Raw genomic sequence first — 19,306 nt, forward strand, 5'->3', positions numbered from 1 at the left:
CATCATCCCCGCCATGCCCGCCGTTCAGGCTCCGTGCGTCGGCCCCCGGCCATGCTCGCTGTCGAGGTGCGCCATCTGGGGTGCCGGATAACGCTCGCCGGCAGCCGCCCCGGCGGGAACCGCCGTTTCGATGCGAGCCAGATCGCTGACCGTTAGTTGCAACTTGGGCGCCTGCAACGCGTCCTGGAGTTGCGTGCGCTTGCGCGCGCCGACCAGCGGCACGATGTCGTCGCCGCGCGACAGCGCCCATGCGATCGCGATCTGCGCCGGGTTGCTGCCCTTTTCGTCTGCAATCGCGCGCAGTGCGTCGACCAGCGCGAGATTGTGCGCGAGGTTCTCGCCCTGAAAGCGCGGGCTGGCCGCGCGGAAGTCGCGCTCACCCTGCCGCGCCGCGCTCCAGCCGCCGCCGAGCAGCCCGCGCGACAGCACGCCGTAGGCCGTCACGCCGATCCCGAGTTCGCGACACACGGGCAGGATGTCCGCCTCGATCCCGCGCGACAGCAGCGAGTACTCGATTTGCAGGTCGGCGATCGGCGCGACGGCCGCCGCACGGCGGATCGTGTCGGCCCCCACCTCCGACAGGCCGATATGGCGCACATGACCGGCCTTCACGAGATCGGCGATCGCGCCAACCGTCTCCTCGATCGGCACCGCCGGATCGACGCGCGCCGGCCGGTAGATGTCGATGTAGTCGGTGCCGAGCCGCTTCAGCGAATACGCGACGAAATTGCGGATCGCCTGCGGCCGCGCGTCGTAGCCGACGAACGCGCCGGCCGGGTCGCGCAGCGCGCCGAATTTCACGCTGATCAGCACCTGGTCGCGCGTGCGGCCGCGCAGCGCGTCGCGGATCAGCATCTCGTTGTCGCCCATCCCGTAGAAGTCGCCCGTATCGAGCAGCGTGATCCCGTTGTCGAGCGCCGCGTGCAGCGTCGCGATGCTTTCGTCGCGATCCGCCGGCCCGTAGAGATCCGACATCCCCATGCAGCCGAGCCCGATCGCCGACACCTGCGGGCCCGTGCGGCCCAACTGACGCTTGTCCATATCCGTTTCCTTGCGGTGGTGAGTGAATGAACCGGATTCTGGACGCATCGCGGCGCGCGATAAACGCGAAACGCCCAACCAAATCATTCGACGCTGATTAACAATGGAGCCTGTCCCAATTCGCCCAGGTTCCCGCTCCGCATGGACCATCTGCAAGCAATGCGCATTTTTGCGCGCGTCGCCCACCTCGGCAGCTTCACGAAAGCGGCCGAGCAGCTGCAATTGCCGCGCCCGACGGTCAGCAACGCCGTCCAGTATCTGGAAAAACACCTGCGGGTGCGCCTGCTGCAGCGAACCACCCGGCGCGTCGCGCTGACCGCCGAGGGCGCCACCTATTACGAGCGCTGCACGCGGCTGCTGGCCGATCTGGACGATGCCGAGACGCTGTTCGACGACACCGGCGCCGCGCCGCGCGGCGTGATCCGCGTCGACCTGCCCGAACGCTTCGCCCTGAACAAGGTGATTCCGGCGCTGCCGGATTTCCACGCGCGCTATCCCGAGCTGCGCGTCGTGCTGAGCACGACCGACCGCTTCGTCGATCTCGTCTCCGACGGCATCGACTGCGCGGTGCGGGTCGGCGTGCTGTCCGACACGTCGCTGGTCGCGCGCCGCGTCGGCGTGATGGCGCAGATCAACTGCGCGTCGCCCGCGTATCTTGCGCGATACGGCACGCCGCGCTCGCCGGACGATTTGCCCGACCATGTCGCGGTCGGCTATCTCTCGAGCCGCACGGGCCGTGAGCTGGACTGGGAATATGCGGACATGGATTCGGGCGCGCTGCAGACGGTGAAGATGCGCAGCGTGGTCGCGGTGAACAGCTCGCAGGCGTATCTCGCGTGCTGCATCGCAGGCCTGGGGCTGATCCAGGTGCCGCGCGACGGGCTCGCGCCGCTGCTCGAGGACGGCTCGCTGGTCGAGGTGCTGCCGGAATGGCATGCCGCGCCGCTGCCGGTGTCGGTCATGTTTCCGAACGGCCGGCATCTGGCGCCGCGCGTGCGGATCTTCGTCGACTGGCTCGCGCAAACGCTCGACGACACGCACCGGCCAGCTTGACGAAAGCCGGCGCCGGGGCCATCCGCCCCCGGGCGCCGGCAGGTCGACCTCAGAACTTGTGGCGGATCGCGGCGCGCACCGCGAACTGGTTCGCCGACGACGACGGGCCGTCCGTCCCGACCACGTAGCCGCCATCGGCCGCGGTGCCGGTCTTGTCGCCGGCGACCTTCTGCCATGCACCCTGCAGGTAGACGTCGGTGCGCTTGGACAGGCTGTAGTCGGCCATCAGCCCGACGGTGTGGTACTTCGGCTTGAACGAACCGGCCGCGGCGTCGAACTTGCCGTCCGTGAACACGTACTGCGCGCCGAGATAGAAATCGGACGTGAGCTGATACTTGCCGTTGATCTCGAAGTTCTGGAACTTGGTCGCGGTCAGCCCGAGGCCCGAGAACGTCGACGCCGGCAGGTAGACGGTCGACACCGGGTTCTTCACGTCGGTCTTCGTATAGACGAAGCCGACCGTCGCCGGGCCGAACGTGTAGTTGATGCCGCCGCCGAAGATGCGCAGGCGGTCGGCGACGAAGTTCGCATCGTCGGCCGCGATCGCGCCCGCGTTGCCGACGCCCGGGCTGTTCGCCTGCAGGTAGGCAGCCGCGACCTGCAGCCCGGCCAGCGAATACTGCGTGCCGATGCTGTACTGGCGGTTGGTCGAGAAGCCCGTGCTGTTGCTGAAGCTGTAGGTGCCGCCGAACGACAGCCCGTTCCAGTCGGGGCTCGCATACTTGACCGTGTTGTTGACGCGGAACGAGTTGTCCGTGTTGTCGTTGTCGAACGGGTGCGAGAACAGCGTGCCGCCCCAGTTGCCGTTCGCGGTCAGCGGCGCGAGATAGTCGACGACTGAATCGTACTGGCGGCCGAAGGTCAGCGTGCCGAAGCGCGACGCGCTCAGCCCGACGAACGCCTGGCGGCCGAACATCCGGCCGCCCTGATTGAACCGGCCATTGTTCACGTCGAAGCCGTTTTCCAGCGTGAAGATCGCCTTCAACCCGCCGCCCAGGTCCTCGCTGCCCTTCAGGCCCCAGCGGCTGCCCTGCGCGTAGCCGCTCGCGAGCTGGTAATTCGTTTTTCCGACCCCGCCTACGTTCACGTTGTTCGTGTAGTTGAAGCCCTCGTCGATCAGGCCGTACAGCGTCACGCTGTCCTGCGCGAAGGCCGGCGCGGCAAAAGCGGCCAGCGCGGCGGCAAAAATGACGTGCTTCTTCATGACGAATCTCCGGAGCCGGGTGCCGGGCAGGCCATGCGCCCGGCGATTGTTTGGTCTGTTTTATAGAGGTGGCCCGCAGGGCGGACTGCGCGGTGTGCAGCCGCGCGTACAAAATGGTGTCACGTCGCAAACCGCCCGTCCATATGGGCGTGGGGCCGGCACGCAAAGCGTTGCGCTCGTCCAACTTGCCCTATCCTCGTCATGGCCTGACCAGGCTTGTCGGTAACGGCTGGCCGGCCCACCATCCGCGTAAACCCGGACGACGTCACATCGGTGGCACAATGCGCATCCGTTCGTCATTTCTTCACGAAGTCATGCTTCACCCCGATTCATGCGCGGCGGGTGCCGGCCGCGCACGCGGCGCGCGCCGGGAGGCGGCCCGATGACCGCCGCCGCCCGGGCCGGCCGCTACGCCGAGCTCGATTTCTTCCGCGGCCTCGTGCTGCTGGTGATCGTCGTCGACCACATCGGCGGCAGCATTCTGTCGCGCGTGACGCTCCATGCGTACGCGCTGTGCGATGCGGCCGAGGTGTTCGTGTTCCTCGGCGGTTTCGCGACCGCCATCGCGTACAACTCGCTCGCCGAGCGCCACGACGAGGCTGCCGCGCGCCAGCGTTTCATCCGCCGTGCCTTCGAGATCTACCGTGCTTTCCTCGTGACGGCCGGCCTGATGCTGCTCATCACCGCCGTGCTGAACGCATTCTCGATCGACGGCCCGAACATGCCGACCAACGATCTCGACGGCCTGCTCCACAAGCCGCTCGCCGCGCTGCGCGACATCCTGCTGTTCCGCCGCCAGCCGTATCTCGCGTCGGTGCTGCCGATGTATGCGTTCTTCGCGCTGCTCGTGCCGCTCGCGCTGCCGCTCGCGCGCACGCAGCCGTGGTTGATGCTCGCATTCAGCGGCTCGCTCTGGTACGCGGCGCCGCACGTCGCGCGCTTCTTGCCGACCGTCGAAGGCGCGCCGTGGGACTTCAATCCGTTCGCGTGGCAGTTCCTGTTCGTGCTCGGCGTGATCGCCCGCTGCCAGCCCGTCTACCAGACGCTCGCACCGAAACCGCAGGGCTGGCTGCTGACGGCCGTGTCGCTCGCGATCGTCGCGGCCGGCGCGTACTACCGGCTGCGCATCGAGCCGTTCCCGACCGACCCGTCGATCAAGCAGAATCTCGGCGCGCTGCGGCTCGCGAACTTCCTCGCGATCGCGTGGCTCGCGGCCAAGCTCGTGCACCTCGGGTGGATGAAGAAGGTCGCGCATGCAATGCCGTGGATCGGCACGATCGGCCGCCAGGGGCTGCTGTGCTTCGTCGCCGGCACCGGCATCTCGCTCGCGGTCGACTCGCTGCTGTACCAGGCGACCGAAGGCTATCTGAACGTGCCGCTCGGCCTGACCGCCGACGTCGTCGCGATGGGCCTGCTGTATCTCGTCGCGAAGCTCTATGCGCCGCTCGTGTCGCGGCTGCCGTTCCCGTTCCGTCCGCGGTGATGATGCGCCGCGCCGTCATGCGCCGCTGCTACGATAGCGGGCGCCTCTCCTGAAACGGTTCACCATGCGCCGACTCGCCCTTCCGTTCGCCGCCGCCCTGATCGCCGGTGCCATCGCCACCGCCCACGCCACGCCGGGCGGGCCCGCGGTTTCGCCGGCGTCGTCCGCGCCCGCGGCCGCGACCGTCCCGCCCGCAACGATCGCGGCGGCCGCCCAGGAACCCTCGGTCAATCCGGGCAGCAGCGTCGTGCTGCGCGCGTTCCGGTCGGCATCGCTGAAGCGCGACTGGTCTTACACGGTCTACCTCCCGCCAGGCTACAACCCGGAAGGCGCGCGCTATCCGGTGCTGTACCTGCTGCACGGCAACGCCGGCAACGCAAACGACTGGATCACGCAGGGCCGGCTGCAGGCCACCGCCGACACGCTGATCGAGCGCCGCGAGATTCCGCCCGTCGTGATCGTGATGCCGCAAGGCGGCACCGACTGGTACGTCGACCGCAAGGAGAAGATGCAGAGCGCGTTCCTCAACGACCTGCTGCCTGAAGTCGAAGCGCACTTCGCGGTGTCGAACCAGCGCGCGGGCCGCGCGATCGGCGGTGTGTCGATGGGCGGCTTCGGCGCGCTGCGTTTCTCGCTGCTCGAGCCGGGCCTGTTCTGCGGCGCGATGCTGCTGAGCCCCGCGATCTACGCGAACGAGCCGCCGCTCAATTCCGCCGCACGTTATGTCGGCGTGTTCGGCGACCGGCAGTTCGACCCGCGCGTGTGGCACGAGCTGAACTACCCGGCGCTGATGCGCGGCTATTTCGCGCGCAACTGGCGGGTGCCGATGTTCATCGCGGCGGGCGACGACGACCTGACGATCCAGGCCGAATCGAGCGTGCTGTACACGCACCTGCGCCGCGCGCAGAACCCGGCGGAACTGCGCATCGTCGACGGCGGGCACACGTGGGAAGTGTGGCGCGGGCTGCTCGGACAGGGGTTGAAGTACGCACTGGAATGCGTGAAATGATGCGGGCCCGAGCGCGGCCCCGCCGTGGCGGGCGGTATGCGCGCGCCGCCGGCCGCCTTGCTTGCGTCAGACTTCCGCAGCGATCGTCCTTGCCATCCGCAGCGCCAGCGCATACCCGGTCAGCGTCGGATTGACCACCGACGAACTCGGATGCACCGCCGTGCTCGCGATGAACAGGTTCGGGTGATCGTGCGTACGGCAATCGCGGTCGACGACCGAATCGGCCGGATCGCTGCCCATGATCGTCGTGCCCATGATGTGCGAACTCGGCACCCACGCATGGATGTCGTTCACGATCTCGGTCGCACCGAACACCTGCTGGAAATCGCGGTAGTCGTCGAGCACTTGCGATGCCGCGCGCAACGCGTAGTCGTACACGTCGTAGTCGGTGCGCGGCGTCGGCAGCCCGAGCGCATCCTTGCGATCGCTCAGCGTCACGCGGTTGCGCGGGTCGGGCAGGATCTCGACGTAGCTGGCGATCTTCAGATAGCGCGCCGCGTCGTGACGAATCCGCGCATCGAGCGCGTCGCCGACGACACCTTGCGCGATCAGCCGCCGCGTGACGACCTCGTTGGGCACCGTGTTGTCGAGGAAATGCCGGATCGCGCCGTGTTCGCGGCGAAACGCGCCGTCGCGCCGCGTGTTGATGCTGCCCTGCTGCGTCGGGCCGCGCCCGGCCCACACCGGCTCGCGCGCGAGCATCGCGATCGCGCGGCCGGTGTGTCCCATCATGTTGCGGCCGACCTGGTCCGACGAATTCGCGACGCCCGACATCAGCAGCAGCTTCGGAATCTCGACGCCATGCGCCGCGAGCACGAAGGTCCGCGCCGTCAGGCGCGTGCTTTTGCCGTCCGGCGTCATGTAATGGATCGCGGCGATCTTGCGATTCTCGCCGCGCTCGATCTTGTAGACGACCGCGTTCGTCAGCAGCCGCGCGCCCTGCGCGACCGCGCGCAGCACCGGGCGATCGCCTGAAAATTGCGCACCGATCGGGCAGATCGGCGCGCAGTTGTTGTTGCCGGCGCAGGTCGGTCGGCCCTCGTAGGGCCGCGTCGCGCGCGCGTTGGGTTCGTCGACGAAACGATGGCCGATCGTCGCGACCTTGTCCGCGACCTGCTGCGTCAGGTACGACCACGGTTGCTGCCGCATCGGATACGGCTTCGAGCGCGGCGGGAACGGCCCGCCGCCCTGGCCGCTCTGGTCGTCGGTATCCGAGCCCGATACGCCGATCTGCTCTTCGGCGAGCTGGTACCACGGCTCGAGTTCGTCATAACCGATCGGCCAGTCGCGCCCCTGGCCGTAGAGGCTGCGCAGCCGGAAATCGTTCGGCAGCATGCGCCACGTCGCCCCTCCCCAGTGCCACGTGGTGCCGCCGACGAGCCGCAGGAACGACGGCTTCTGCAGCACCGGGCCGACGCTCTCGATGTAGCGATCGGAATAGCGCCCGGTGGACGATTTCGGCGCCCACGGCAGATCCGGATACGGGCCGTTGTAGTCCGACTTGTTGCCGTAGTCGCGGAACGCGCGCACGAGCTCGGCCCGCTTCACCTCCGGCCCCGCCTCGAGCACGATGACGGACTTGCGTTCCTGCGTCAGCGACTGCGCAACGGCGCCGCCCAGGATGCCCGCGCCGATTACGATGACGTCCGCGTCATAGGTACTGCTCATGATTTCGATCCTCGTTCGAAAGGCCGGTCAGCCGGCGTCGGCGGTCGGGCGCGCCGTCCAGTACTCGGGGCGCGCGCGGATGTAGGTCGGAATGACCGTGACGTCGGCGGTCGGCTCGAACATCAGCGCGGTTTCGTAGCCGACCATGCGCGCCTGCCCGCCATGGCCGACGCTGCCCGTGTAGAAGGCCTCGATGATGGCCAGCGCGGTGGTGCGCAACTCGGGGGCCGCGACGCCGAGCGTGCGCACGAGCGCGTCGAGCGGCTGCGTGCCCATGTCGATCGCGACGGCGAGCGCGCGCAGCCGCGCGGGAAATTCGCGGTCCTGCGCGACGAGACCGTCGTAGACGGATTGCACATAGCGCGACGGAAGCGTCGAGCGGCGCGTCAGGTAGGCGGCCACACCGGCAAAATCCCGCAGCGGCACGGCCTCCGGCGCAGCCGCTGCGCGGGCGATCAGCATGCCGGCAGGCAGTGCGGCGGCAAGCGCCGCGCCGGCCGACAGCTTCACGAAGCGGCGACGCTGCGCGTTCGCGTCGTCGGTCACGTCGAACTCTTTCATCGCGTGCATCTCCTGTCAGTGGGCGGGGGCCGTGCGGATCTTCGCGACATCCGCCGCGCTCACGCGAGTCTTGCCATTGCCGAACCGGTCGCTCAAGTAGTTCACCAAGGTCGCCACTTCGTCGTCCTTGAGTTCGGTCTGGAACGCTGGCATGAAATAGTGCGTGGCGCCGTTGTTCACGCTCGCGCCATGCATGACCACCTGCAGCAGGTTCGACGCGGTGGCGGTGCCGACCGCGCTGTTGGCGAACAGCGACGGGAAGAATCCGTCTGCCGTGCCGGCGCCCGTCATCCCGTGACAGCTCGCGCAATGATCGAGGTAGAGCGACGCACCGGCCGGCGCCGGGCTTCCCATCGCGGCCGCGGCGCGGACCGCGACGTAGTCGTCGGTCTTGCGCCCCTGCGCGGAACGCGGTGCGATATCGGCGCCCTTCGCCGCCGGCACCGTCGACAAATAGGCGGCGATCGCATTCAGATCGCGGTCGCTCATGCGGCTGAAGCTGTGTTCGACCGCTTCCGCCATCGGGCCGGCCGCCTGCGCCTTGCCCGGCACGTTGCCGGTGCGCAGGTACTGGACGATCTGCGCGGTCGTCCACGTGCCGATGCCCGCGTCGCGGTCGCGCGTGATGTTGAACGCCTGCCAGCCCGCGAGCGGCGCGCCGGCGAGATAGCCGGCGCCGGTTTCGTCGTAGGCCAGTTCCTGCATCCCGATGCCGCGCGGCGTATGACAGGTGCCGCAGTGCGCAGCGCCCTGCACCAGGTAGGCGCCGCGATTCCACTCGGCGTCCCGCCCTTGCTTCGGCACATATGCGCCTTCGCGCAGATACAGCGCGTTCCAGATCTTCAGCGGCCAGCGCATGGTCAGCGGCCACGGGAAATCCGGCCGGCGGTTCGGCTGGTGCACCGGTGCGACGCCGTGCATGAAATACGCGTACAGGTTCGCGATGTCGTCGTCGCTGAACTTCGTGTACGACGGATACGGCATCGCCGGATACAGGTTGCCGCCGTCGCGCCGAAGCCCCTTGCGCAGCACGTTCGCGAATTCCTGCTCCGAGTAGTTGCCGATCCCCGTTTGCTTGTCCGGCGTGATGTTGGTCGAGTAGATGTCGCCCATCGGCAACGGCATCGCGAGGCCGCCCGCGAACGGCTGCCCTCCCTGCACCGTATGGCACGCGACACAGTCGGCCGCGACGGCCAGCGCCTTGCCCGCGGCGACGCGATCCGCGGCCTGCACGGCCGCCGATGCGGGGTCCGTCGCGATGAGGGAAAGCGCGACAAGCGCGAAAAAGCCGGGTAAACGCATGGAAATCGTCCGTGAGAAATCCGGTGAGCAAAGCGGTTTCGGGGAGACTCGCGATACGGCCCTCTATCTTCCGGAGGAATCGCTCGCGTGGTTTGGTCGCACTATATCATCTTCTGTATCGATACACTAAATCGATACAGAATCACCATTCGGATAATAATCGGCGGATGCCGGATCAGCGCCGCCGGATTCCGGAAGACGGTCGAACACCGCGTGGGCGCGGCCGTGCCGATCGGCGTGCCGGGTGAGCCGGCACCGTTTTCAGGGCAGCGGGACGAAAGAATGGCTCGCATGCCGCGCAGGACAAAGTCCGGGCGGCATGCAGCTCAGCGATGCGACGGAAAGTTCGCCCGGGAGACGGCACATGCTGCGCAGCATGGCTGGCGCGCGCGACATTTCGGCTCGCGAAAGCTCCGGTTCAATTCCACGCGTGACGCGCCGGCCGCACCCCGTTCAGGTAGTAGTTGCCGACGAGGTGATACTTCCACCGCACCGGATCGTGCAGCGTGTGCGTGCGCGCATTGCGCCAGTGCCGGTCGAGATTGTGCTCGGCGAGCGTCGACTGCGTGCCGGCCAGCTCGAACAGCTTCTCGCCCGCGAGCAGCGCGATCTCGGTCGTGAGCACCTTCGCCTCGCCGACCGCGACCGACGCACGCGCGACATCGTCGTCGGTCACCGTACCGCGCGCGCCGATCTCGTCGAGCGTGCGCGCCGCGCGTTCGAGCAGCGCTTCCGCCGCATGCAGCTGGATATGCAGACGGCCGATCTCGCGGACGATCAACGGATCGTCGGCCGCGCGTTCGACGCCGCTGTCGACCCAGGGTCGCGTGCGCGTGCGCACGAACGTCTCGGTATCGGCGATCGCGGCCCTCGCGATGCCGGCATCGATCGCCGCCTGGATGATCTGCGACAGCGGGCCGTTGAGCGTCGGTTCGTCCGATACGCGCTGCGCGTTCAGCACATGCGAAGCCGGCACGCGCACGCCGTCGAGCACCACCGTGCCGCTCGCGGTCGTGCGCTGCCCGAAGCCCGACCAGTCGTCGACCACGGTCAGCCCGGGCGTCGGCTGCGGGACGTACGCGAGCCACGCCTGCCGCGCATCGTCGAGGCCGAGCACCGGCACGTAGTGCGCGAACAGTGCGCCGGTCGAGTAGAACTTCGTGCCGTCGACGAGATAGTCGTCGCCGTCGCGCCGCACGCGCGTCTTCAGGTCGAGCACATGCTTCGTGCCCTTCTCCGAGAAACCGTTGCCGAAACGCTTGCCGCTGAGGATTTCCGCGAAAAAATGGCGCTTCTGCGCGTCGGTGCCGGTCAGCGCGATCACGTCGACCAGCCCGAAGTGGTTCTGCGGCAACTGCCCGAGCGACGCATCGGCCGCGGAAACGATCTTGATCACCTCGGTGAGCGTCACGTGCGATACCCCCGCGCCGCCGTACGCCTTCGGCACCGTGATCGCCCACAGCCCCGACTGCGAGAACCATTCGATCTCGTCGCGCGGCAGCCGGCGCTCGCGATCGCGTTCGGCCGCCCCTTCGGCCAGCCGCTGCGCAAGCGCATGCGCGACCGCGATCGCCTGCGCGTCGTCGGCGATCACGCGGGCAACCTGCGGTCCTGCGTCGGCCGGGCGCGCCTGAATCGTCGCACTCGTATCTGACATCGAGCTCTCCTGTCGAATGACGAAAGCACTCAATCTAGCAGCGTCCCGCCAGCCGACAAACCGAGCGATTCTCGTAACGATATTCCTTTGGATAGCAAACTACATTGCACGGCACGGCGTCCGTTTCCGCGCTTCGACATCGCAATCGATGCCCGAGCGTCGACACCTCCCGTCGTTGATCCGCGTAATGCGCAGCGACGATAACGATCTGCGAATCCGTTATTGGAATGCGCGCGGCGTGCTTCCTATACTGGCATCCCGATGCAAAAGGCCCCGCCCTTCGAGGAACACCGCATGACTTCGTCGCACGCAGATACCGATCTTTCCACCGGCACCGACTACGATGCACTCGCGAGCCGCTTTCGCCCCCTCTTCGAGCGCATCGCCGCCGGCACCGCCGAGCGCGAACGCCGCCGCGAACTGCCGCACGAAGCGATCGGCTGGCTCAAGGCCGCCGGCTTCGGCGCGATACGGCTGCCGGTGCGCGACGGCGGTGCCGGCGCATCGCTGCCGCAGCTGTTCCGGCTGCTGACCGAACTCGCCGCCGCCGATTCCAATCTGCCGCAGGCGTTGCGCGGGCACTTCGCCTTCGTCGAGGACTGGCTGAACGCGCCGCCCGGGCCGTTGCGCACGACGTGGTTCGACCGCTTCGCGAGCGGCCAGCTCGTCGGCAACGCATGGTCGGAAGCCGGCGACGTCCCGCTCGGCCAGACGATCACCAAGGTGTCGGAGCAGAACGGCCGGTTCGTGCTGAACGGCCGCAAGTTCTACAGCACCGGCAGTTTGTTCGCGGACTGGATCGACGTATTCGCGCAACGCGCGCACGACGGCAGCGACGTGATCGTCGCGGTCGCCACCGCGCAGCCCGGCGTGATCCGCGACGACGACTGGGACGGCTTCGGCCAGACGACGACCGGCAGCGGCACGACACGCTTCGAGAATGCGGCGGTCGACGCCGACAACGTGATCGATTTTGCACGCCGCTTCAAATACCAGACCGCGTTCTACCAGCTGTTCCATGTCGCCACGCTGGCCGGCATCGGCCACGCGATCGTGCGCGACGCGGGCGAACTCGTGCGCAACCGCTCGCGCGTCTACAGCCACGGCAACGCAGCACGCGCCGGCGACGATGCGCAACTTCAGCAGGTGATCGGCGAAATCGCGTCGTGGGCCTATGCGGCCGATGCGCTCGCGCTGCGCGCTGCACAGCCGCTGCAGCAGGCGTACGTCGCACGCTTCGGTGGCGACGATGAGGCTGAACGTGCCGCGAATGTCGCGGCCGAAATCGAATCCGCACAAAGCCAGCTCGTCGTGTCGGAACTCGTGCTGCGCGCGGCGACACGCCTGTTCGACGCGCTCGGCGCCTCCGCGACGCGCAGTACGACCGCGCTCGATCGTCACTGGCGCAACGCGCGCACGGTGTCGTCGCACAATCCGCTCGTCTACAAGGCGCGGATCGTCGGCGACTGGGTCATCAACGGACGCACGCCGCCATTCGTCTGGCGCGTCGGCAATGGTGCAGGTGTAGATGCAGGTGCAGGCACGGAATCGGGAGCCGCGCGATGAGCAAGACCATTCGCTTCAACGCGTTCGAGATGAATTGCGTCGGCCATCAGTCGCCGGGCCTGTGGGCGCATCCGCGCGATCGTTCGTGGCAGTACAAGGATCTCGACTACTGGACCGATCTCGCGCGCGTGCTCGAGCGCGGGATCTTCGACGCGATCTTCATCGCCGACGTGATCGGCTATTACGACGTCTACCAGGGCAGCAACTACCACGCGCTGCATCAGGCCGCGCAGATTCCGGTCAACGATCCGCTGCAGCTCGCCGCGCCGATCGCGATGGCCACCGAGCATCTCGGCATCGGCATCACCGCGTCGACGACGTTCGAGCATCCGTACACGTTCGCGCGCCGGCTGTCGACCGCCGACCATCACACGAAGGGCCGGCTCGCGTGGAATATCGTCACGTCGTATCTGGAAAGCGGCGCGAAGAACGTCGGCGACAACGGGCTGCGCACGCACGACGACCGCTATGCGGTCGCGGCCGAATACGTTGAGGTGCTGTACAAGCTGTTCGAAGGCAGCTGGGAAGACGGCGCGGTCGTGCGCGATCGCGACGGCCGCGTGTTCACGCATCCGGAGAAGGTGCACGAGATCGGGCACAAGGGGCGCTTCTTCGACGTGCCCGGTTATCACCTGTGCGAACCGTCGCCGCAGCGCACGCCGGTGCTGTTCCAGGCCGGCGCGTCCGGCCCCGGCAAGGCGTTCGCCGCGCAACACGCCGAATGCGTGTTCGTCGCCGCGCCGACGCGCCCTCAACTCGCGCGCTATGTCGCCGACGTGCGTGCGCAAGCCGCGGCCGCGGGTCGCGACCCGCGCGACGTGCTGATCTACAACCTCGTCACCGTGATCGTCGACGAGACCGACGAGAAGGCACAGGCGAAATTCGACGAGTACCGCCGCTATGTTTCGTACGACGGCTCGCTCGTGTTCATGTCCGGCTGGACCGGCATCGATTTTGGCCAGTACGCGCCGACCGATCCCGTCCGGCGCGTCGAGACGAATGCGATCGTGTCGGCCGTCGAGCATCTGGCCGGCGGCGATACCGCATGGACGATCGAGGAACTGGCGGCCTGGGGCGGCATCGGCGGGATGGGGCCGGTATTCGTCGGTTCCGCGCAGACCGTCGCCGACATCCTGCAGGAATGGGTCGCCGCGACCGACGTCGACGGCTTCAATCTCGCGTATGCCGTTGCGCACGAAACCTTCGAGGACATCGTGCGCTACCTGGTGCCGGAGTTGCAGCGGCGCGGTGTCTACCCGACCGAATACGCGCCGGGCACGCTGCGCGAGAAGCTGTTCGGCGGGTCGGCGCGGCTGCCGGACGCGCATCCGGCCGCGCGGTTTCGCGACATCGAACAGGTCAAGCGCGATGCGGAACAGGTGGCCGACTACGCGTGACGGCAGCGCGGCCGGACCGCATTCCCGACGGACGACCGCGTAACCGCCGCCCCGGCCGCCCGGCGCACTGCCGCCGCGTGCGCCGCGCCTGTCAGTTCAAAGCCACGTCCCGCCTTGCCGCTCGTTCGGCTCGTCGGCGAGTGCGTCGAAATCGTGAATCCAGTCCAGGTGATGCAGCACGCTGTCGCGCTCGCCGAGCCGCGCATTGCGCGCTTGCGCGGCCGGCCCGTCGGGTAGATGCAGCACGTCGGCGGCGGAAATCGACGCGTACTGCACCTTGCGCGTGCGGCCGCGCCGCAGCCGCTCATAAGCCTCCTGCGCCTCGCGCCAGTTGCCCGGCCCCGCCTTCGCCAGTTGCGCGGCCAGCACCATCGCGTCCTCGATCGACTGATTCGCGCCCTGCCCGTGATGTGGCACCAGCGCATGCGCGGCATCGCCGATCAGCGTCACGCGCCCGCGGCTCCAGCGGCCGAGCGGCGGCCGGTGGAACAGCCCCCAGCGCTGGCTGATCGGCACTGCGGTGATCATCTGCACCACCGCCGGATGCCAGTCCCCGAACAGGCGCAGTTGCTCGCCCTCCTCCGCCGGCATGACCCAGTCGCGCGACGGCCACGGCGACGGATGACGCTCGACCAGCAGGAAGTTCTGGTCGCCGTTGTCGCCGATCGGATAGTGCAGCAGATGACCGTGCGGCCCGACCCAGAACTGAATGGTCTCGGGATCGGGCAGCAGGCTCATCCGCTCGGCCGGCACCACGCCGCGAAAACCCGAGCAACCCGAATACAACACGTCGTCGTAGCCGAGCATCCAGCGCCGCGTGATCGAACGCGCGCCGTCCGCGCCAATCACGAGATCGGCGTCGACACGTTCGCCGTTGGCGAAGGTCAGCGTGACGCGTTCCGGATGTTGCGCGAGATCGACGAGCCGATGGCCGAGATGAATCTGCTCGACCCCGACCGCCTTCGACAGAATCGCCTGCAGGTCCGCGCGATGCACGCCCCAGTACGAGCCGCCGAACTGCCGGCGATAGTCGGGCTCGCCGCGATGATGGCCGATCACCGCGCCGCTGCGTCCGTCGCGATAGACGAGGCCCGGGATCTCCGCGCACACCGCGTCGAAAGCCGGGCGCAATCCCATCCGTTCATAGAAACGCGTCGCGTTGGCCGACAGCGCGACGGCCGCCCCCACCTCGCGCAGCACGTCGGTCTGCTCGTACAGCTGCGCGTCGATGCCCTGTTCGCGCAATGCAAGCGCCAGCGTCAGGCCGCCGATGCCGGCACCGACGATCGCGATCCTCAGTTTCGTCTGCATGATGAACGTGTCTCCGATATTCAAGTAATGAGTGGTCGAGGCCGCGGCGCGCGTGACCTGCCCGGCGCGCCTGTCGAATGCGTGCGCCGTGTCGGTATTTTCAGCAGCGTCTCGTCATCCCACAATAAAATGCCGTGAATCCGCTTCATCACTGAACGGAATGACCGGAGGCCACGCCGAACCATGGAACTGAGCGAGATCGACCTCAATCTGTTGCTGCTGTTTCAGCGGCTGATGCAGGAGCGGCGCGTGTCGAGCGTCGCCGAGCAGATGAACATGAGCCAGCCGGGCGTCAGCAACGCGCTCGCGAAGCTGCGCCGCCGGCTCGGCGATCCGCTGTTCGTGCGCGGCCCGGGCGGCGTGGTCCCGACGCCGTTCGCGCAGCGCCTGGCCGAACCGGTTGCGCACGCGCTGTCGACGCTGCATGCCGCGCTCAACCCCGAGACCGGGTTCGATCCGCTGCGCGCGTCGCGTACGATGACGATCGGGATGACCGATATCGGCGAAGTCGTGTTTCTGCCCGCGCTGCTCGAACACCTGTCGCGCGCAGCGCCGGGCATCGCGCTCAATACGGTGCGCAACACGAGCGTCAACCTCCGCGACGAGATGGCCGACGGCCGCGTCGATCTCGCGATCGGGCTGTTGCCGCAACTTCAGGGCGGGTTCTATCAGCGCCGGCTGTTCGATCAGCGCTACGTGTGCCTGTTCCGGCGCGGGCATCCGCTCGAAGACGCGCCGCTGACCGTCGACGCGTGGCGCGACGCCGAGCATCTGGTCGTGGTGTCGGCAGGCACCGGTCACGGGCAGGTGGACGAATGGCTGAAGCGGCGCCGCGTGAAACGCCGCGTGCGGCTGACGGTGCCGCACTTCATGAGCGTCGGTTACATCCTGCAGCGCACCGACCTGATCGCGACCGTGCCGGAACATCTTGCGCTGCAGCTCGCGGCGCCGTTTTCGCTGGGCTGGCGCGCGTTGCCGGTCACGCTGCCAGGCGCGCCGATTCACATGCTGTGGCATGCGCGCATGAATCAGGACGAAGGCAACCGCTGGTTGCGGGAGGTCGTGGTCAGCCTGTTCGCGGAAACCGGAACGCGCGGACGCAAGGCACCGCCTGCGCGCAGGAAATAGTCGCGCGCGTCGCGAAATTCGGCGTGCGCGGTAGCATGTTGCTTCCACCGGCGCACGGCGAGCGCATCGCGCGACCGCCGCCGCTTTCCTCACCCAACCCGCAGGGAATCAAGCCATGTCTGTCTCGAAGAAGATCGCCGTCGTCACGGGCGCCGGATCCGGCATCGGTCGCGCGGCGGCAATCGCACTCGCGAACGCCGGATATACCGTCGCGCTGATCGGACGCAAGGAAGCATCGCTGCGTGAGACGAAAGAGGCGATCGTCGCCGCGCACGGCGACGCACACGCGTTTCCGGCCGACGTCACCGACGAAGCATCGGTCGAACACGCGTTCGCGCAGATCGCGCGGCAGTTCGGGCGGCTGGACGTCCTCTTCAACAATGCCGGCCGCAACGCGCCGGCCGTTCCGCTCGACGAATACGCGTTCGACGTCTGGAACGACGTCGTCGCGACGAACCTGACAGGCGTCTTTCTGTGCGCACGGGCCGCGTGGCGTGTGATGAAGGCGCAAACGCCGCAGGGTGGCCGGATCATCAACAACGGCTCGATCTCCGCCTATACGCCGCGCCCGAACACGATCGCGTACACGGCCACCAAGCACGCGGTGGCCGGCATCACCAAGTCGCTCGCGCTCGACGGCCGCGCGTACAACATCGCGTGCGGTCAGATCGACATCGGCAACGCGGCGACGTCGCTGACGGACCGCATGACGGAAGGCGTGCTGCAGGCCGATGGACGCATGGCGCCCGAAGCGCGGATGGACGTCACGCACGTCGCGAACGCGGTCGTCCAGATGGCGAATCTTCCGCTGGATACGAACATCCTGAACATGACGATCATGGCGACCACGATGCCGTTCGTGGGGCGCGGGTAACGCGACGCCCCGCGCATTTCAACGGTCGTGATAGATCGCGAGCCAGACGCTCGGCTCGTCGGGATGCGTCCACGCGACGCGATGCCGGCAATGCGGTTCGATCAGCACGTAGTCGCCGGGGCGCATGTCGTGCAGCGTAGCGTCCGCTTCGAATTCGAGCACCGCGGCGCCCGACAGCAGCACCACCCATTCGGCGCGCGAATCGTCATACCAGAACCCGTCGGGGCTCGTATGCCCCATCGACACGATCCGCTCGACGTTCAGGCGTGCGCCGGCGACGAGCACATCGACCCGCTCGTCGTCGCCGCGCGCTCCTTCGACATTGAACAGGTTGCCGGTTTGAAGTTGCATGGTTCGACCTCGGGTCGGCCTTCGGCGGAAGGCGGATGACGCCCACTGTAGCGCGAAGGCCGGCACCGCGGCGAACTTGTTTTGCGGATCCCGGCAAGGCCCGCCTTCACGCCGCCGCCTCGGCATCGATATCGCGCGCCGTCGGTTCATGGCGCACGATCAACAGGAACACGATCGGCGTGACCGCGCTGACTGCGACGACCCAGAACATGTCCGTGCCGAGACGGGCCTGCAGGATCGGCAGCACGAACAGCGCGAGCGCCTGGCCGATCCCGCACAGCGAGCGCCCGAAGCCGACTCCCGTGCCACGGATCGCCGCCGGATAGGACAGCGTGGGATAGATCATCATCTGCGCCCCCGGCCCGAAGCCCTCGGCGAACAGCCAGGTGCCGAGCATCAGCAGCACGAGGCCGACCGCGAGCGCGCCGTGCGGATGCCCCGTCAGCGCGAGCGCGACGAGTGCGACGAACTGCAGCGCGAAACCCGCGATCGCGACGTGACGCGACGGATATCGATACGCAAGGCGCATGCCGAGCAAGCCGCCGGTCAACGCGAACAGCACGTTCAGCGCAAGCGACGCCGCGATCGTCTCGAACACGCCCGCGCCGAGAAACTGCGACAGGATCGACGGCAGGAAGAACGCGATCGCCGTGTATTCAAACGGAATGCACAGGTTCATCACGCTGGCGACGATCGTTCGCCCGAGATACGGACGCTGGAACAGCACGCGAATCCGCACGGGCGGCTGGCTCGGCGCACGCGGCACATCGTCCGCTTCATGGGCGTGAATGCCGTACGACTCGCGAAGAATGCGCGCGGCATTGGCCAGATCGCCCTGGTTCGCGGCCCACAACGGCGATTCGTTCATGAAGCGATTCCGGACCAGGATGATGACGAGCGCGGGCACCGCGCCGAAGATCAGCGACGCGCGCCACAGCCATCCCGCATGCTCGGCCGGCAGGAGGAAATACATGCCGAAGATCAGCAGGAAACACACCGACGACGCGACGTACCACATCGGGCACCATGCGGCGAGCCGCGACGCCTTGTTGCCGCGGCCGCTGAACTTCGAGAATTCCGCGAGAAACGCCATCGCGACGGGCAGGTCGATGCCGACTCCGAGCCCCATCACGAAGCGCGCGCCGATCAGCACCCAGACGTTCGGCGCGAGCCCGGCCGCGATCGCCGCGATCACGAAGAACAGCATGTCGGCCATGAACACCTGGTAGCGGCCGATCCTGTCGGTCAGCCATCCGCCGATCAGGCTGCCGAAGATCGTGCCGATCATGATCGCCGAGCCGACCAGCCCGGTCAGCGCGGGCGTCAGGCCGAATTCGCGCGAGACGTCGTCGATGCCGTAAGACAGCGTCGTCAGATCGTACGCATCGAGAAACACGCCGCCGAGCGCGAGCAGCACGATCATCCGTGCATGGCCGACGGAGCCGTCCGTCGAATTGATCAGGCGCGCCACATCGCTCGCCGAGCGAATGGGCGCGGAAACCGGCGTGACAGCGTTCAGGTCGATCGAACTCATCGCATTCCCTTCTTCGCCGCAGGGCCGGCGAAGTCTACGTGGAGACAGGAACCCGACACGTGCACACGCGATCGCCATCACCGGACAAGTGGATGCTGGAGCGCCGGCACACATGCATTCGGGTTCCGGAAGCGATGATTCTGTTCTCGCGATCCGGCATTCCCAAC

The 19,306-nt window shown here is 67.6% G+C and carries 16 protein-coding genes; 7 read left to right on the forward strand and 9 right to left on the reverse strand.

Translation table 11 applies throughout. The features are described from left to right. Window positions 1-24: 24 nt before the first annotated feature. Window positions 25-1,041: an aldo/keto reductase gene (locus WS75_RS26350; RefSeq protein WP_059684807.1), complete on the reverse strand. Its 1,017-nt coding sequence runs from the start codon at window positions 1,039-1,041 to the stop codon at window positions 25-27. Window positions 1,042-1,182: 141 nt separating this feature from the next. Between WS75_RS26350 and WS75_RS26355 the strand changes: the two genes are divergently transcribed. Beyond that, the gene (locus WS75_RS26355; protein ID WP_059684810.1) at window positions 1,183-2,094 is read left to right on the forward strand and encodes a LysR family transcriptional regulator; all 912 of its coding nucleotides are present in this window, start codon (window positions 1,183-1,185) and stop codon (window positions 2,092-2,094) included. A 49-nt stretch (window positions 2,095-2,143) separates the two neighbouring features. Here the strand turns inward: WS75_RS26355 and WS75_RS26360 are convergent, their stop codons facing one another. After that, window positions 2,144-3,298 (reverse strand): porin, encoded by a 1,155-nt coding sequence (locus WS75_RS26360; RefSeq protein ID WP_059684812.1) that lies wholly within the window; start codon window positions 3,296-3,298, stop codon window positions 2,144-2,146. Window positions 3,299-3,680: 382 nt separating this feature from the next. Between WS75_RS26360 and WS75_RS26365 the strand changes: the two genes are divergently transcribed. Beyond that, window positions 3,681-4,781 carry an OpgC domain-containing protein gene (locus WS75_RS26365; RefSeq protein WP_059684868.1) on the forward strand — a complete coding sequence of 367 codons (1,101 nt, stop codon included), beginning with the start codon at window positions 3,681-3,683 and terminating at the stop codon, window positions 4,779-4,781. A 64-nt stretch (window positions 4,782-4,845) separates the two neighbouring features. Continuing rightward, window positions 4,846-5,790, forward strand: a complete 945-nt coding sequence (locus WS75_RS26370) for an alpha/beta hydrolase (RefSeq protein ID WP_059684815.1) — start codon at window positions 4,846-4,848, stop codon at window positions 5,788-5,790. A gap of 66 nt (window positions 5,791-5,856) precedes the next feature. Here WS75_RS26370 and WS75_RS26375 read toward each other — a convergent pair whose 3' ends face one another. The 4 genes from WS75_RS26375 to WS75_RS26390 all read right to left on the reverse strand — a co-directional run bounded on the left by WS75_RS26375 (window position 5,857) and on the right by WS75_RS26390 (window position 10,978). Beyond that, window positions 5,857-7,458: a GMC family oxidoreductase gene (locus tag WS75_RS26375; protein WP_059684817.1), complete on the reverse strand. Its 1,602-nt coding sequence runs from the start codon at window positions 7,456-7,458 to the stop codon at window positions 5,857-5,859. A gap of 27 nt (window positions 7,459-7,485) precedes the next feature. Then, window positions 7,486-8,019: a sugar dehydrogenase complex small subunit gene (locus tag WS75_RS26380; protein WP_059684870.1), complete on the reverse strand. Its 534-nt coding sequence runs from the start codon at window positions 8,017-8,019 to the stop codon at window positions 7,486-7,488. 15 nt (window positions 8,020-8,034) lie between these two features. Next, window positions 8,035-9,321 (reverse strand): cytochrome c, encoded by a 1,287-nt coding sequence (locus WS75_RS26385; protein WP_059684820.1) that lies wholly within the window; start codon window positions 9,319-9,321, stop codon window positions 8,035-8,037. 418 nt (window positions 9,322-9,739) lie between these two features. Then, entirely contained in the window at window positions 9,740-10,978 is a 1,239-nt protein-coding gene (locus WS75_RS26390) for an SfnB family sulfur acquisition oxidoreductase (protein ID WP_059684823.1), read from the reverse strand. Window positions 10,979-11,272: 294 nt separating this feature from the next. Between WS75_RS26390 and WS75_RS26395 the strand changes: the two genes are divergently transcribed. After that, complete coding sequence (locus WS75_RS26395; protein WP_059684825.1) at window positions 11,273-12,544, forward strand: acyl-CoA dehydrogenase family protein; 1,272 nt, start codon at window positions 11,273-11,275, stop codon at window positions 12,542-12,544. Next, on the forward strand, window positions 12,541-13,941 hold the full coding sequence (locus tag WS75_RS26400; protein ID WP_059684827.1) for an LLM class flavin-dependent oxidoreductase: 1,401 nt from the start codon (window positions 12,541-12,543) through the stop codon (window positions 13,939-13,941). The genes WS75_RS26395 and WS75_RS26400 overlap by 4 nt, the downstream gene beginning before the upstream one ends. 96 nt (window positions 13,942-14,037) lie before the next feature. Here the strand turns inward: WS75_RS26400 and WS75_RS26405 are convergent, their stop codons facing one another. After that, the gene (locus tag WS75_RS26405; RefSeq protein ID WP_059684829.1) at window positions 14,038-15,252 is read right to left on the reverse strand and encodes an FAD-dependent monooxygenase; all 1,215 of its coding nucleotides are present in this window, start codon (window positions 15,250-15,252) and stop codon (window positions 14,038-14,040) included. A gap of 183 nt (window positions 15,253-15,435) precedes the next feature. On the opposite strand from WS75_RS26405, the gene WS75_RS26410 reads away from it, so the two are divergent. Together WS75_RS26410 and WS75_RS26415 are read left to right on the forward strand one after the other, a co-directional pair. Next, window positions 15,436-16,380 (forward strand): LysR family transcriptional regulator, encoded by a 945-nt coding sequence (locus WS75_RS26410; protein WP_059684831.1) that lies wholly within the window; start codon window positions 15,436-15,438, stop codon window positions 16,378-16,380. Window positions 16,381-16,495: 115 nt separating this feature from the next. Next, window positions 16,496-17,254, forward strand: coding sequence for an SDR family oxidoreductase (locus tag WS75_RS26415; RefSeq protein ID WP_059607135.1), 759 nt, complete (start codon window positions 16,496-16,498; stop codon window positions 17,252-17,254). Between the two features lie 18 nt (window positions 17,255-17,272). Here WS75_RS26415 and WS75_RS26420 read toward each other — a convergent pair whose 3' ends face one another. Beyond that, window positions 17,273-17,605, reverse strand: a complete 333-nt coding sequence (locus WS75_RS26420) for a cupin domain-containing protein (protein WP_059684832.1) — start codon at window positions 17,603-17,605, stop codon at window positions 17,273-17,275. A 106-nt stretch (window positions 17,606-17,711) separates the two neighbouring features. Then, the gene (locus WS75_RS26425) at window positions 17,712-19,139 is read right to left on the reverse strand and encodes an MFS transporter (RefSeq protein WP_059684834.1); all 1,428 of its coding nucleotides are present in this window, start codon (window positions 19,137-19,139) and stop codon (window positions 17,712-17,714) included. Between the last annotated feature and the right edge of the window lie 167 nt (window positions 19,140-19,306).

Origin of the sequence: Burkholderia sp. FL-7-2-10-S1-D7, from assembly GCF_001524185.1 — a bacterium.
Taxonomy (GTDB): Bacteria; Pseudomonadota; Gammaproteobacteria; order Burkholderiales; family Burkholderiaceae; genus Burkholderia; species Burkholderia diffusa.

Coding starts and splice junctions, on each gene's coding strand:
- WS75_RS26410 (WP_059684831.1), top strand. CDS start 15,436: ATGGAACTGAGCGAGATCGACCTCAATCTGTTGCTGCTGTTTCAGCGG.
- WS75_RS26350 (WP_059684807.1), bottom strand. CDS start 1,041: ATGGACAAGCGTCAGTTGGGCCGCACGGGCCCGCAGGTGTCGGCGATC.
- WS75_RS26355 (WP_059684810.1), top strand. CDS start 1,183: ATGGACCATCTGCAAGCAATGCGCATTTTTGCGCGCGTCGCCCACCTC.
- WS75_RS26400 (WP_059684827.1), top strand. CDS start 12,541: ATGAGCAAGACCATTCGCTTCAACGCGTTCGAGATGAATTGCGTCGGC.
- WS75_RS26385 (WP_059684820.1), bottom strand. CDS start 9,321: ATGCGTTTACCCGGCTTTTTCGCGCTTGTCGCGCTTTCCCTCATCGCG.
- WS75_RS26425 (WP_059684834.1), bottom strand. CDS start 19,139: ATGAGTTCGATCGACCTGAACGCTGTCACGCCGGTTTCCGCGCCCATT.
- WS75_RS26415 (WP_059607135.1), top strand. CDS start 16,496: ATGTCTGTCTCGAAGAAGATCGCCGTCGTCACGGGCGCCGGATCCGGC.
- WS75_RS26370 (WP_059684815.1), top strand. CDS start 4,846: ATGCGCCGACTCGCCCTTCCGTTCGCCGCCGCCCTGATCGCCGGTGCC.
- WS75_RS26380 (WP_059684870.1), bottom strand. CDS start 8,019: ATGAAAGAGTTCGACGTGACCGACGACGCGAACGCGCAGCGTCGCCGC.
- WS75_RS26365 (WP_059684868.1), top strand. CDS start 3,681: ATGACCGCCGCCGCCCGGGCCGGCCGCTACGCCGAGCTCGATTTCTTC.
- WS75_RS26360 (WP_059684812.1), bottom strand. CDS start 3,298: ATGAAGAAGCACGTCATTTTTGCCGCCGCGCTGGCCGCTTTTGCCGCG.
- WS75_RS26390 (WP_059684823.1), bottom strand. CDS start 10,978: ATGTCAGATACGAGTGCGACGATTCAGGCGCGCCCGGCCGACGCAGGA.
- WS75_RS26375 (WP_059684817.1), bottom strand. CDS start 7,458: ATGAGCAGTACCTATGACGCGGACGTCATCGTAATCGGCGCGGGCATC.
- WS75_RS26405 (WP_059684829.1), bottom strand. CDS start 15,252: ATGCAGACGAAACTGAGGATCGCGATCGTCGGTGCCGGCATCGGCGGC.
- WS75_RS26420 (WP_059684832.1), bottom strand. CDS start 17,605: ATGCAACTTCAAACCGGCAACCTGTTCAATGTCGAAGGAGCGCGCGGC.
- WS75_RS26395 (WP_059684825.1), top strand. CDS start 11,273: ATGACTTCGTCGCACGCAGATACCGATCTTTCCACCGGCACCGACTAC.